Below are 13897 nucleotides of genomic sequence, written 5' to 3'. Positions count from 1 at the left end.
TCTCAAACACTGATTATTAGGTTGAGCCATAAGAAAGTATAAGTTTCGGAGCCTCTGCTTCCTTAAATCGTAGTACAAACTACCGCTAAACGCGGTCTGGCTTCTTCAAAGATACGTCGATAAACGTTTTTTCTTACGGATCGGCCCCCCGTTCATTTTTTCGCCAAAGCTTGCCAGCAAACGGCAGGTAAAGTATATTCGGTGGAGAAAGAGATCGATCGCGGAGGCCCTGTATGTCATATAAAATCACGAAATGGATGATCCTAATAGTTCCGACGCTTGTCGTCGGTATATGGGAATATGTGCGCCATCAATTTTTGATGCCTTATCTTTCCATGGAGCTGGGGAACATCCTTACGCCTTTTATCTTGTTCGGGGTCTGCGTGCCCCTATTGCACCGCTGGTTTTCCTATCTGGAACAGATGCAGGAGGAACTGCAGCGGGAGCGGGCGCTCAAAGCGCGCCTGGAGCAGCGGGAACAGTTGGCCAGGGAGCTGCATGACGGGATTGCCCAATCTTTGTTTCTGCTGTCGGTGAAGGTTGACCGGGCTGAACGGCAGCAGGCGGAGGCCGGACAAGCTTATGATTGGCACGAGCTGCGCAAGACGATCCACGAGGTGAACCGCTATGTCAGGGAGGCGATTTCCGATTTGCGCGTTCCCCCGGACTCCCGGCTCTCCGAAAGCGGAACCGCCGATTTTCCGGGGCTGATCCGGCAGATGGCGGAGGAGCGGCAGCTGGGGCTGAGTATGGATTGGCGGTTAAATGAAAAAGATTGGTCCCCCAGGACGCGAATGGAGCTGCTGGCATGTATCCGGGAGGCGATCGTCAACGCGGGCAAACATGGCGGGGTTCAGGAAGTTTGCGTGACCGGGACGGGCGATGCCCGGCGGTTTCGAGTGTCCGTCATGGATGAAGGAACCGGTTTTCAAGCGGATAAACCGCAAGCCAAAGGAAGGTACGGACTGCAAATTATTAGGGAACGGGCGGAAGCTATGGGGTGGACGCTGCAGGTGACATCCCGGCCGGGAAAAACGACGGTTGAAATAGCGGGAGGAGACGGTTTGGATGAAGGTACGCGTACTGGTCGTCGATGATCATCCGCACGCGCGGGAGGCGATCGGCGAAATTTTGGCGGAGGACGACGGGTTTGAAGTGATCGGTTATGCCGAAAACGGGGAGCGGGCGGTTGAACTGACCGAGCTGTGGATGCCGGACCTGATCCTGATGGATATTCAGATGCCGGGCAAGGACGGGCTCGAAACGACGCGGGAAATCAAGCTTCGGTACCCGTATGTCAAGATCGTCCTGATTACCGTTTCGGATGATGCCGCGCATCTGTTTGAGGCGCTTAAGCAGGGGGCGCAAGGTTATTTGCTCAAAAATTTGGAGCCAGGGACATGGCTGGAATATTTACGGGCCATCGCCAGCGACGAAGCCCCGCTGTCCAGCGAGCTCGCGCTCCGCATTTTGCAGGAGTTTCCGCTCACGAAAAAAGATGCGGCCGGCGAACCGCCGCTTACCGCCCGGGAGCGCGAAATTCTCGGCTGGGTGGCGAAAGGCATGACCAATCGCGAAATTGCCGGCGAACTGCAAATTTCCGATCAGACGGTGAAAAATCATTTGAAAAATATTTTGCACAAGCTGCATTTGGAAAATCGCGTCCAATTAACGCGCTACGCGTTGGAACGGGGATGGATCGATACGCGGAAAAAATAACGCAGGGCCGGCTGTAGGCTCGGGTTTATACTTAAGTAACTGTTGTTGACAAAGTTTTAGTTAGCCGTTATTATAAACAATAGTTACGGCTTAATATTAAGTAGCTATTAAATAGTAAGTTAATAATTGAAAAAGTGGAGGGAATACAGATGGCTAAAGTTTTATTTGTCAAAGCGAATAACCGTCCGGCGGACCAATCCGCTACGGTTAAGCTGTATGAAAGCTTCTTGAAAACGTACAAGGAAACGCATCCGGAAGATGCGGTTACCGAACTCAACCTGTTTGACGCCGAGCTTCCTTACTATGATTTGAACATGCTGAACGGATTGTTCAAGGTGGGCAAAGGCATCGAGGCGACGGCGGAAGAGCAAAAAGCAGCCGACCTGGCCAACACTTATCTCGATCAATTTTTGGGCGCCGACAAAGTCGTCTTCGCTTTCCCGCTCTGGAACTTCACGATCCCGGCCCAACTGCTGACTTATCTGTTCTACTTGAACCAAGCCGGCAAAACGTTCAAATATACCGAACAAGGACCTGTCGGCCTCGTAGGCGACAAGAAGATCGCATTGCTGCAAGCCCGCGGCGGCGTTTACTCGGAAGGTCCGATGGCGGCGCTTGAAATGTCGTTGAATTACGTGAAAAACACGCTGGCTTTCTGGGGCATCAACAACCCGGAAGTCGTCGTTGTGGAAGGCCACAACCAATTCCCGGACCGTGCCGAAGCAATCATTCAGGACGGCGTAAAACGCGCAGCCGATCTTGCCGCCAAGTTTTAATCCGCTTGTCATAAATAATCTAAAAAAAGCTGCCTTCTTCGGATCTTTGATCCGTGGGGCGGCTTTTTTGTTTTTAAGAACAATTGCACGGAGCAGCCGAATCCAATTATACTCACTTTATATGACTGAAGGAGATGCAGTTCAACATGATGATGGAATGGGAAATGGCCTTTAAACTATGCATGGCTTTATTGTTCGGGCTGTTTATCGGCATCGACCGGCAATTGAAGCAAAAACCGCTCGGCATCAAGACCAGCATGGTGATATGCATCGCCAGCTGCCTGGTAACGATCGTATCGATCGAATCATTTGCGAAATTCGCCACGCCTGAGCATCCGAACATGGACCCGATGCGACTCGCCGCACAAATCGTTAGCGGTATCGGCTTTTTGGGGGCGGGCGCGATTTTGCGCCGGAGCAACGAGGGGATATCCGGATTAACCTCGGCGGCGATGATCTGGGCCGCTTCCGGGATCGGGATTGCGATCGGGATCGGTTTTTATCTTGAAGCGGCGCTTACGACCGTGCTCCTGATCATTTCGGTGAACTTTATTCCCTACGTGATCAAATGGGTCGGCCCATACAAGCTAAGCCAGCGCGACGTGTCGATCAAAGTCGTGATGGAGAATCCGGGCAACGTCACGGAACTGATCCGCATTATCGAGCGGAAGGATGAAAAGAACCGGAGGGACAGGGTAAACCGCCATCGCATTCGCCGGCTGAAAATCAAAGACCTGGAGGATGGGAGACAGCGGATCGACATGGTCATCACCGCGTCGGAGAAAGAATACACGACGGAAATTTACCATTTTCTGCGGACGATCGAGCATGTGCACAGCGTGGAAGTGGAAAATTTATAGTCCGGTGGGCCCGTTTAAATTCAGTTTAAAAAACAGTTATATTCTTTTCCTGAGCTTAAATAGAAGCTTATCCGGGACGGGACATAAGGAAGGGAAGAGAAGAACATGCGTGAGAGAGAAACTTTATACAATGAACCCAATAAGCAGATAGCTAAAAAACGGGGCGGCCTGCGGGCGTTCTTGCGGCTGATCCGCGAGACGAAACCGAACATGGCGCTGCTGATCGGAGCGCTTTTGCTGAGCGTCGCTTCAACGGTTGTGAGCTTGGTCATTCCGATGTTCACGAAAAATCTGGTCGACGGCTTTTCGCTGTCATCAATCAGTACGCAGCAGATCGTGATGATCGGGGCGGCATTTATCGGCATGTCGATCGCTTCGGGGCTGTCGATCTATTTGCTTAATTACGCCGGGCAAAAAATGGTGGCCAGCCTGCGCGACCGGCTTTGGAAAAAACTGCTCCGGCTGCCGGTGTCCTATTACGATAACAACCGCACCGGAGAATCGGTGAGCCGCCTGACGAACGACACGGGGATCATCAAATCGCTGATTTCCGAGCATGTGACCGGTTTTTTCAGCGGTATCATTTCGATCATCGGGGCGGTCGCGGTGTTGTTTTACCTGAACTGGAAAATGACGCTGCTCATGTTTGTCGTCATCCCGATCGCGGCGCTTATTATGGTGCCGCTCGGGCGAATGATGTACAAAATTTCGCTGGGCATGCAGGACGAGACCGCTTCTTTCACGGCGGTTCTGAGCCAGGTGCTGTCTGAAATCCGGCTGGTCAAGGCGTCCAATGCCGAACGCAAGGAATATGAGAACGGGTTCGCCGCCATCGGCAAACTGATGACTTTCGGCATCCGGGAAGGCAAGGTGATGGCCTGGATCAGCCCGTTCACTTCTTTTGTAATGATGATGCTGCTGGTCGTGGTGATCGGTTATGGGGGCATGCAGGTGTCAAGCGGCGCAATGACGGCCGGTGAGCTGGTTGCGTTTATCCTTTATCTGATTCAGACGGTGATGCCGATGACGCAATTGACGACGTTTTTCACGCAATTGCAGAAGGCGATGGGAGCAACCGAAAGAATGCTGGAAACGCTGGACGCGGAGGAAGAGCCGTTTGCTTCGGGCAAGGAAGTGGCGGACGCGAACCAGCCGCTGGCGGTCGAAGGCTTGACGTTCGGGTACAAGCCGGAAGAGCCGGTGCTGGAGGGCGTTAGCTTTACGATGAAGCCCGGCACGGTGACGGCGGTTGTCGGGCCGAGCGGCGGCGGCAAAACGACGCTGTTTGCCCTGCTGGAACGGTTTTATATCCCGCAGGAAGGAACGATCAGGCTGGGAGATGACCCGATCGATGCGTTTTCGCTCCGTTCCTGGCGGGGGCTGATCGGGTACGTATCCCAGGAAAGTCCGATTATCGCCGGCACGATCCGGGAAAATTTATGTTACGGCATCGAGCGCGAAGTGAGCGAAGAGGAACTGAAGCGGGCGGCGGAAATGGCCTATGCCGACGGCTTTATCGCCGAATTGCCGGACGGGTTCGACACCGATGTCGGCGAACGCGGCGTGAAGCTGTCCGGCGGGCAGCGGCAGCGGATTGCGATCGCCCGGGCACTCCTCAGAGACCCGAAAATTCTTATGCTGGACGAAGCGACTTCCAGTCTGGACAGCCGCTCGGAAATCGTGGTGCAAAAGGCGCTGAACAATTTGATGCAGGGCCGCACCACCATCGTGATCGCGCACCGGCTGTCCACCGTCGTCGGCGCCGATCAGCTGATTTTTATCGAGAAGGGCAAAGTAACGGGCCGGGGAACGCACGAGGAGCTGCTGCGTCATCACGCGATGTACCGGGAGTTCGCCGCCCAACAGCTGCAGCTTCCGGAAGCCGGTGAACGCGCAGATAAGACCGGTGTACGCGCAGAGGCGATATTGTAAAGGGGTAATTGGCTATGGCAAAAATACTTGTGGTGGACGACGATCAGCACATTCGCGAACTGGTCAAGGTTTTTCTGGAGGAAGCGGGAATGGTGCAGGTGCTTGAAGCGGAGGACGGACGCGAGGCGCTCACCCTGGTGGAAACGGAAAAAGTCGATATGGTCATTATGGATATTATGATGCCGAATATGGATGGCTGGGAGCTGTGCCGCCAGCTGCGGCGGGATTATGACATGCCGCTCTTGATGCTGACGGCCAAAGGCGAAACGAAGCAGGTGGTGAAAGGCTTCGAACTGGGCACGGACGATTATTTGGTCAAACCGTTTGAGCCGGCGGAGCTGGTCGCCCGGGTCAAGGCGCTGCTCAAGCGTTATCATGTGACGCTGTCCCAGGTCGTTGCGATCGGCGAACTGAAAATCAACCGCAAGACATTTGAAGTTTCCGCCCAGAACGAGAGTTTTACGCTGCCGCTGAAGGAATTCGAGCTGCTGTTTAAACTCGGCAGCCACGCGGGTCGAACGTTGACGCGGGAGCAGCTGATCGAAGATATATGGGGTTACGATTTCGAGGGGAACGAACGGACGATCGACGTGCACATCAACCGTCTGCGCGAACGTTTTCCCGAGGAGCGGTACGGGTTTAAAATCCGCACGATCCGCGGCCTGGGCTACCGCCTGGAGGCGGGGGAACGGTGAACTGGTTGAAAAAAATTTGGAAAGTACTGTTCCATATTTTTGGGTCTCTGGCGGTGTTGGCGGTTTTCGGCTTGACATGGACGGCTGCTACTTTTACCACCTCTGTTGTCTATCGGCATTGGGAACCGCCTTTTTCCGACTATGCGCTCGAACTGCTGAATGTGATTCTTGGATTTATTTTGTTTGTCTTCATTGCCTTTCTGATCGGCCAGTTGCTCCATAACAACCAGTTAAAGATGCTCAATTCGGTCATCGCGGCGATCCGACGGATCGCCAAAGGGGATTTCTCCGTCAGGCTGGAGGGTTTTGAGAAATTGAGGGAATTCGAATCGATCGTACACAGCATTAACGAAATGGCCAGCGAGCTGGGGCGGATGGAAACGATGCGCCAGGATTTCATTTCCAATGTCTCGCACGAAATCCAATCGCCGCTCACTTCCATTCGCGGATTTGCCAGAGCTTTACGGAAACCGGGGCTGCCGCAGGAAAAACGGGACCATTACTTGGAAATTATCGAGTCGGAGAGCCGCAGGTTGTCGCAGATGAGCGACAATTTGCTGAAATTGTCCTCGCTTGAGGCGGAGCGCGCCACTTTTCAGGCCAACCGGTTTCGGCTCGACCGTCAGCTTAAGACCGTCGTTTTGGCTTGCGAACCGCAATGGCTGGACAAGAACATCCAGATTAATCTGGACCTGGTGCCTGTCGAGGTGGAGGCGGTCGAGGATTTACTCGCTCAAGTATGGTTGAACCTGCTGCACAACAGCATTAAATTTACGCCGCATGGCGGGGAAATTACCTTGACGCTTTCGCGCGGAGGAAGGCATGCCGAAGTCGGGATCGCCGACAGCGGGATGGGCATCGCCAAAGAGGATCTGGTCCATATTTTCGAGCGGTTTTATAAAGCCGATAAATCGCGGACGCGCAGCGCAGGCGGCAGCGGACTAGGCCTATCGATCGTGAAGAAAATCGTCGAAATCCACCAAGGGAACATTTCCGTAGCGTCCGAACCGGGTCAAGGGACGAGGTTCGTTATCGCCGTCCCGTATGATTGGACCTAAGTTCCAGATTGATGACAATCTTTTATTTGTAAACGGGTGGCGTGAACATGGTATGATAGTACCGATGTGCCATTCCAGTTTTTCAAATAAAGGATGAAATAATCTATGAACAAACAAATTTTAATCGTCGACGACGATGATAAAATTGCCAAACTGATTGAAATTTATCTCGTAAACGAAGGTTATGATGTCGTGAAAGCGGGGGACGGGCTTAAAGCGCTGGACATCATGGAGCGCGAGGCGGTCGATCTGGTCATTCTCGATGTCATGATGCCGGGGCTTGACGGGATTTCCGTCTGCCTGAAGATCCGCGAGACGCGGACGACGCCGATTCTGATGCTGAGCGCTAAAGACGGCGATATGGACAAGATTACGGGCCTGATGACCGGAGCGGACGACTATATGGTCAAGCCGTTTAATCCGCTCGAGCTGGTCGCCCGGGTGAAATCGCTGCTGCGCAGATCCTCTTACGCCGCCCAGGCGCAATCGTCCGTACAGGCGCAGGCGTCCCAGGATCATATGATCCGAATCGGCTCGCTGCAGATCGACAAGGAGACGCATACGGCTGCGGTTGACGGGAATCCGCTGAAGCTGACGCCGATCGAATTCGGAATCTTATATTTGCTTGCCAGCCATCCCGGCCGGGTGTTCGGCTCGGACGAAATTTTCGAACTTATTTGGAAAGATAAATTTTTGGAGAGCAGCAATTCCGTGACGGTGCATATCAGCCGCCTGCGCGACAAGCTGGAGAAAGAGATGGACGGAGAAAAGCTGATCCGTACCGTGTGGGGGGTCGGCTACAAAATTGAAGGCTAGTTTGCGCTTTTTGACCTGGCTGTTTTGGACGACGGTCGCTTCGCTGATTTCGCTGCTGCTGCTCATCCTGCTGGCCAGATTGTTTTACGTGCTGTATCCGGAGATGTCGGTTTATACCTTTATCGTTTGGATCAACCGGAACATCGGCTTTCCCTTGGCCTATTATTTGGCGGGAGTGCCGATTTTGCTCTTGTTCGCGCTGTATTTCTACCGCCGTAGCGTCCGGCGCCACGAGAAAAAGTACCTGGAGCTGCTGATTGAAGAGGTGCATAAGATCGAGGAGGGCTCCGTGCGGAAAATACCGGTGGAAAACGTGGGACAGCTTGGACAGCTGGCCACCGACATCAACCGCATGGTTGAGCGCTTAAGAACGTCGATGGAGGAGGAACGCCGGGCGGAGCAAACGAAAAACGAGCTGATCACCAACGTATCGCATGATTTGCGGACGCCGCTCACCTCCATTACCGGCTATCTCGGCCTGATCGATCAGGACCGTTACCGCGATGAGGTCGAGCTGCGCTACTACGTCAACATGGCGTACGAGGAATCGCTGCGGCTAAAGCAGCTGCTTCAGGATTTGTTTGAGTTTACGCGGCTGCAGAACAAGGAGATGAAGCTGCAGAAAACAAGGATTAATCTGGCGGAAATGCTGGATCAAATTATCGCCCATTTCGGCTGGCAGCTGCAGGAGAGCGGCATGGAATGCCGGCTGTATTTGCAGGGGCGCCACCTTTACGTTCACGCGGACGGGGACAAGCTGAGAAGGGTGTACGAGAACCTGATCACAAATGCGATCCGTTACGGACATGAGGGAAAATACATCGATATTCGCGGCTGGATGGAAGGGGAGGAGGCCGTTACCGAAGTGGCCAACTACGGGGACCCGATTCCCGAATCCGATTTGCCGCATCTGTTCGACCGCTTCTATCGGGTGGAAAAATCCCGGGCGTCGCACACCGGCGGGTCGGGGATCGGCCTGGCCATCGCCAAGCACATCGTTGATCTCCACCAGGGGACGATAGCGGCGGACAGCAACGAATACCGCACGGTGTTTACCGTACGGCTGCCGCAAAATTCCGAATCGTTTAAGAAAAATGAAGAAATTTCTTAAGAAAAACTTAACAATTTCTTAGACGGGACGCAAACTCTAACCTTCATAATGAACCATGGAACCAGGCAAGCGCCGGTACGAAACGGGGCGCTGCCGAAATTTCAATGGATAGAAATGAGGGGAAAAAGATGAAAACCCGTTCTATGGATCTTCTTTATCGCGAATATAAAAACGACGTTTACCGCTATTTATACAGTATGTGCCGCAATCATCACACCGCGGAGGATTTGATGCAGGAGACATTTTGCCGGGCGCTCAAGCATTTGGACGGGGCGGAAGGGCGCAAGGCTAAAGCGTGGCTGCTGCGGGTGGCCCATAACGCCTACATTGACAAGCTGCGCAAAGAAAGCCGGTCTTCGTCTTATGAAAATGAATTTTTCTTCGGCTACGCCAGCGATGACACGCCGGAACAACGCGTGCTCGGACAGGAGAGCCGAAAGGAATTGTACGCCCTGCTTTCCGTGTTGGCGCCCAACCAGCAGCACGCGGTGCTGCTGTACGACATACACGGCTTCTCTTATCAGGAAGCCGCCGATCTGATGGGGATTTCACTGTCCCACTTCAAAATTTTGCTGTACCGGGCCAGACAAAAGCTGCGCGGCGCGGGTAAAACGGCATAATTGTATAAGCGCGTTAACGCACGCAGGAACTATGGGCCGCCGGGTAGAAAACCCGGCGGCTTTATCGCGTTGCTGTGGATTGGATCAACTTAGAAATCGGCGCTTGACAGCCAGCTGCCGGCATGGCCGGCCGCTGGCCAACAAGCCCATAAGCCCACCTGCTAACCGGCCGTCAGCCTTCAAAATAGCGGAACTTTATGCCTATTACTGCCGATAAAATGGGAAATAGGCCCTCTGGCAACCGTTACATTTTGTATCCGTTCGTTTTTGCCCAAATAGCGTCGCTCACAACCGTTTAGATTTTTTTCGCATGGCCTTTACGCTATTCTCACTTATCCCGCGCTCAAGCGCTGATTTTTGTTTTATGAAGAAAACGATTGGAATTCGCGGGAGGGTCCGCCATAATAGGAGATACGGAAAATAAGCCCATCTTAAGAATTAGAGGAGGATTGACCGATGCCCAATCATTTGCAGGATACCGTCACATTAAACAATGGAGTCGAAATGCCCTGGTTCGGTCTGGGCGTTTATCAAGCCAAAGAGGGCCAAGAAGTGATTCAGGCGGTCAAAGCGGCGATTCGCACCGGTTACCGCAGCATTGATACCGCAGCCTTGTACCGCAACGAAGAAGGAGTCGGCCAGGCGGTAAAGGAAGCGATGGAGGAAAACGGGCTGACGCGGGATCAACTGTTCATTACCTCAAAGGTATGGAATAGCGACCAAGGTTACGAATCGACGCTGCAAGCGTTCGAAACAAGCCTGAGCAAACTGAACCTTGGATATATCGACCTGTTTCTGGTGCATTGGCCAGTCAAGGGAAAATACAAGGACACGTGGCGGGCGCTTGAAAAGATATACGCGGAAGGCAAGGTGCGCGCGATCGGAGTCAGCAATTTTCAAATCCACCATCTGGAGGATTTGCTGGCGGATGCGAAGGTCGTTCCGGCGGTGAATCAGGTGGAATTGCATCCGCACTTAACGCAAAAAGAACTGCTGCAGTACTGCCGCTCAAAGGGCATTGAGACGGAAGCGTGGTCGCCGCTGGGGCAGGGCCAGTTGCTTGATCATGAAACGTTAAAGGAGATTGCGGCGAAATACGGCAAAACGGCGGCGCAGGTCATTTTGCGCTGGGATCTCCAGGTCGGTGTCGTCACGATTCCGAAATCCGTACGCGCGGAGCGGATCGCCGAAAACGCCGATATATTCGATTTTGCGTTAAGCGAAGAGGACATTCGGGAGATCGACAGGTTAAATCAAAACAAGCGGTTCGGGGCGGACCCGGACAATTTCGGTTTCTAGCGGATTAGCGGACGATGAATCAGACAACTGCTATGAAACCCGCCTCCCCCGCTTTAACGGTCTACCCGATTTTGTTCGCGATCAGTATCGTCCATATGCTGAACGATACGATGCAATCGGCGATCCCGGCCTTGTTTCCGATTCTGCGCGAATCCCTTATGCTCTCTTACGGCCAGATCGGCTGGATTTCCTTCGCGATGAATATGACGGCCTCGGTGCTTCAGCCGATGGTCGGATTGTATTCGGATGTCCGGCCGCGGCCGTATATTTTGCCGCTTGGCGTATGCTTCACTCTGGCGGGGATCGTCATGCTGGCGTTTGCCCCTAGCTACGGCCTGATTTTGCTGGCCGTCACGTCTATCGGCATCGGCTCGTCAGTGTTTCACCCGGAATCGTCGCGCGTCGCCTATTTGGCGGCCGGCCCCCGAAGAGGACTGGCCCAGTCGATTTTTCAGGTCGGCGGAAACATCGGCGCTTCCCTGGGGCCGATTATGTCGGCGCTTATTTTTATCCCGTTGGGGCAGGCAAGCGTCGCCTGGTTTGCGCTGGCCGCCGTGGCGGCGATCGTCATTCAGTTTTTCGTCGCGAGATGGTACGGAGCCCAGGATCTGCAGCCGCGCCGAAAACGAACGGCAGCCGCGAAAGGCGAACCTGTTCGCCATGCCAATCTCAGCCGGGCAAAAGTATTGCTGGCCGTTGCCATACTGGTGCTGCTGCTATTTTCCAAAAACGTTTATTCCATCAGCATTTCCACGTTTTATTCGTTTTTTCTGATGGACCATTACGGCGTAACTAAAGAAGCGGCGCAGTGGTATATTTTCGCCTTTTTGGCGGCGTCCGCGGTCGGAACGTTTTTCGGCGGGCCGCTGGCGGATCGTTACGGGCGACGCAATGTCATATGGGTGTCCATCCTTGGTGCGGCTCCGTTCGCCCTGTTGCTGCCGTACGCCAACTTGTTCTGGTCCGGCGTGCTTGTCGTGATTGCTGGACTGATCATGTCTTCCGCCTTTTCGATCATCGTCGTATACGCCCAGGAACTGCTGCCGGGGAAGGTGGGGCTTGTGTCCGGCTTGTTTTTCGGCTTGTCCTTTGGACTTGGCGGGCTTGGCTCGGCGGTGCTCGGCAATTTTGCCGATCAGACCGGCATCCTGTTTATTATGCAGTTGTGCTCGCTGCTGCCGCTGATCGGCCTGCTGACGGTACTGCTGCCCAAGGATAAAACGCTGCAAGGGGCGTGAAACTATGATCATACATTATCCTGAATATGAACCGAGTAATTCCGCGATGAATGATGCCGCAGGTTTAAGGGAAGCGATCCTCCATCAGCCGGAAATGCTGGAGGATTTACGGGCGGTGGCCGAACAAGGGCTGCCGCACGGCTGCATCGCCGCCGGTTACGTGCGCAATTTTGCGTGGGATGTGCTGCACGGTTACACCAGCCGAACGCCGCTGCATGACGTTGACGTGCTGTATTATGACCCCGAATGCTTGGACGAGGCGGTCGAGAAAGGGTATGAAGCCGCATTAAGAGCACGCAATCCGCACCGGAGTTGGTCGGTCAAAAACCAGGCCCGTATGCATTTGAGGAACGGGGAGAAGGCACCGTACCGCTCGGTTGAAGACGCGATGCGGCACTGGCCCGAAACGTGCACGGCGGTAGGAGTGCGTCTGCATGCCGCGGACGATATTGAGCTCCTCGCGCCTTGGGGGCTGGACGACTTGCTCACATTAAAGGTACGGCAAAGCCCGTACTTCCGGGACAGCGCGGTGTTTAGGCAGCGAGTGGCAGCCAAGGAGTGGCTGCGTCTGTGGCCTCGGCTTCAACTGATCGAAGAATAATGTTGCCCCATGAAAATTGAGGACTAGGCCGCGATAAACGGGGCCAATGAATATCGAATGAAGCTGTTGATACTCCTCCATCAGCAGAACGTCGATCCTTATATCGATCTCAACGGTCGCAGAAAGTACAGTAAAAAATAGGGGAACTGAAAAGCTGCACTCGGATTTCTCCGACCGTAAGAGAGTGATTTATATATGGGGATATCAGGAAATAATATGCGTTGGATAAAATTTAATTCAATTTTAAATGCACGAACTGACCATTAAAGTCTGTTCGTGTTTTTTACGCACTATTCCATACGTGATCTTGTTTCGAATTTATGTATAGATTAATCAGTTTATCTAACTCTACTGACTTCTGTAGTACAAGTTGACTGTTTAAGCCTTCACGCATTGCTAGTTCGTGCATCTCTAGTCGCAACCTTTCAATTTCAGCCTGTAAATCTTTAGTAACAGACCTCAAAGTTATTTCCCCCTTACTTTTTTTGCAGTTGCTGTCATACGGGAGAGGTTTTCTGGCATATCAAACTTGAAGTGCAGCAATCGAAACGTCACAATTCAGACTTTGGATTGCATTTCTAAGGCTTGTCATAAGAATTTTACATGCTGCAGCTTGACGACCCTTGGGAAGATGAAGTCAGCGATTTTTATGAGTTGCGGAAGAATCGAATGGTGCTTTGTCTAATCTTGTCCACTTGGATGTAAATTCCTTAAGATCTCAGTAATTATTATACATGAATTATACTACGTAAATTATAATTAGCCAATTAAAATATGTGACTTAAAATTCACGAACAGACTAACATAAAAGTAAACAAAATTTAAGGAGAGTTTCCACGCTTGAAACTAATTGACGCAAGAAAACGAAAAGGATTGTCACAGGAGAAAGTAAGTCGAATGATAAATGTTTCACTTAAACATTATCAAAACATCGAATACGGCATAACGATTCCAAGCGTTACGATTGCCTTACATCTCTGTGAAGTTCTTGGTATCGATATACGAGAAGTTGATGAGTGGAAAGACCGGCGGCAACCGATTTAAAGTTCTCCAATGCAAAAATGCTGGATAATCAAGAGCAGCCATCTCTAGGGCTGTCATATCAACATTTAAGAGCCCCGATGATCAGATCAAGGGGCTTTTACTGCTTTTCTCCTCCCTCATTCAGTTCC

The 13897-nt window shown here is 52.6% G+C and carries 15 protein-coding genes; 14 read left to right on the top strand and 1 reads right to left on the bottom strand.

From position 1 onward, the window contains the following. Window positions 1–233 precede the first annotated feature (233 nt). From NYE69_RS21260 to NYE69_RS21200, 13 genes are all read left to right on the top strand, one after another. A complete protein-coding gene (locus tag NYE69_RS21260) occupies window positions 234–1097 on the top strand; it encodes a sensor histidine kinase (RefSeq protein ID WP_036622484.1) in 864 nt (287 codons plus the stop codon). Then, window positions 1069–1719, top strand: coding sequence for a response regulator (locus tag NYE69_RS21255; RefSeq protein WP_036622486.1), 651 nt, complete (start codon window positions 1069–1071; stop codon window positions 1717–1719). Before NYE69_RS21260 ends, NYE69_RS21255 begins: the two co-directional genes overlap by 29 nt. Window positions 1720–1868: 149 nt before the next feature. Beyond that, the gene (locus tag NYE69_RS21250; RefSeq protein ID WP_124332760.1) at window positions 1869–2495 is read left to right on the top strand and encodes an FMN-dependent NADH-azoreductase; all 627 of its coding nucleotides are present in this window, start codon (window positions 1869–1871) and stop codon (window positions 2493–2495) included. Window positions 2496–2641: 146 nt separating this feature from the next. Continuing rightward, complete coding sequence (locus NYE69_RS21245) at window positions 2642–3355, top strand: MgtC/SapB family protein (protein WP_227872861.1); 714 nt, start codon at window positions 2642–2644, stop codon at window positions 3353–3355. 105 nt (window positions 3356–3460) lie between these two features. After that, window positions 3461–5287, top strand: a complete 1827-nt coding sequence (locus tag NYE69_RS21240) for an ABC transporter ATP-binding protein (protein WP_051985401.1) — start codon at window positions 3461–3463, stop codon at window positions 5285–5287. Window positions 5288–5301: 14 nt separating this feature from the next. Beyond that, window positions 5302–5982, top strand: a complete 681-nt coding sequence (locus NYE69_RS21235; protein WP_036622491.1) for a response regulator transcription factor — start codon at window positions 5302–5304, stop codon at window positions 5980–5982. Continuing rightward, entirely contained in the window at window positions 5979–7040 is a 1062-nt protein-coding gene (locus NYE69_RS21230; RefSeq protein ID WP_227872862.1) for a sensor histidine kinase, read from the top strand. Before NYE69_RS21235 ends, NYE69_RS21230 begins: the two co-directional genes overlap by 4 nt. A gap of 105 nt (window positions 7041–7145) precedes the next feature. Next, the gene (locus NYE69_RS21225) at window positions 7146–7856 is read left to right on the top strand and encodes a response regulator transcription factor (protein ID WP_036622493.1); all 711 of its coding nucleotides are present in this window, start codon (window positions 7146–7148) and stop codon (window positions 7854–7856) included. Continuing rightward, complete coding sequence (locus NYE69_RS21220; RefSeq protein WP_124332762.1) at window positions 7846–8967, top strand: sensor histidine kinase; 1122 nt, start codon at window positions 7846–7848, stop codon at window positions 8965–8967. The genes NYE69_RS21225 and NYE69_RS21220 overlap by 11 nt, the downstream gene beginning before the upstream one ends. A gap of 128 nt (window positions 8968–9095) precedes the next feature. Continuing rightward, window positions 9096–9587 (top strand): RNA polymerase sigma factor, encoded by a 492-nt coding sequence (locus NYE69_RS21215; protein WP_036622497.1) that lies wholly within the window; start codon window positions 9096–9098, stop codon window positions 9585–9587. A 456-nt stretch (window positions 9588–10043) separates the two neighbouring features. Next, window positions 10044–10886, top strand: coding sequence for an aldo/keto reductase (locus NYE69_RS21210; RefSeq protein WP_036622499.1), 843 nt, complete (start codon window positions 10044–10046; stop codon window positions 10884–10886). A 14-nt stretch (window positions 10887–10900) separates the two neighbouring features. Continuing rightward, complete coding sequence (locus tag NYE69_RS21205; protein WP_036622501.1) at window positions 10901–12124, top strand: MFS transporter; 1224 nt, start codon at window positions 10901–10903, stop codon at window positions 12122–12124. Between the two features lie 46 nt (window positions 12125–12170). Beyond that, window positions 12171–12725 carry a nucleotidyltransferase family protein gene (locus tag NYE69_RS21200; RefSeq protein ID WP_340930476.1) on the top strand — a complete coding sequence of 185 codons (555 nt, stop codon included), beginning with the start codon at window positions 12171–12173 and terminating at the stop codon, window positions 12723–12725. Between the two features lie 283 nt (window positions 12726–13008). On the opposite strand, the gene NYE69_RS21195 is transcribed toward NYE69_RS21200, so the two are convergent. Continuing rightward, window positions 13009–13188: an aspartyl-phosphate phosphatase Spo0E family protein gene (locus NYE69_RS21195; protein ID WP_328271988.1), complete on the bottom strand. Its 180-nt coding sequence runs from the start codon at window positions 13186–13188 to the stop codon at window positions 13009–13011. A 377-nt stretch (window positions 13189–13565) separates the two neighbouring features. Between NYE69_RS21195 and NYE69_RS21190 the strand changes: the two genes are divergently transcribed. Beyond that, entirely contained in the window at window positions 13566–13769 is a 204-nt protein-coding gene (locus NYE69_RS21190) for a helix-turn-helix transcriptional regulator (protein WP_328271989.1), read from the top strand. Window positions 13770–13897: the final 128 nt, after the last annotated feature.

Source organism: Paenibacillus sp. FSL R5-0527, from assembly GCF_038008055.1.
Taxonomy (GTDB): Bacteria; Bacillota; Bacilli; order Paenibacillales; family Paenibacillaceae; genus Fontibacillus; species Fontibacillus macerans.
This window is presented reverse-complemented; position numbering and strand designations above follow the sequence as displayed.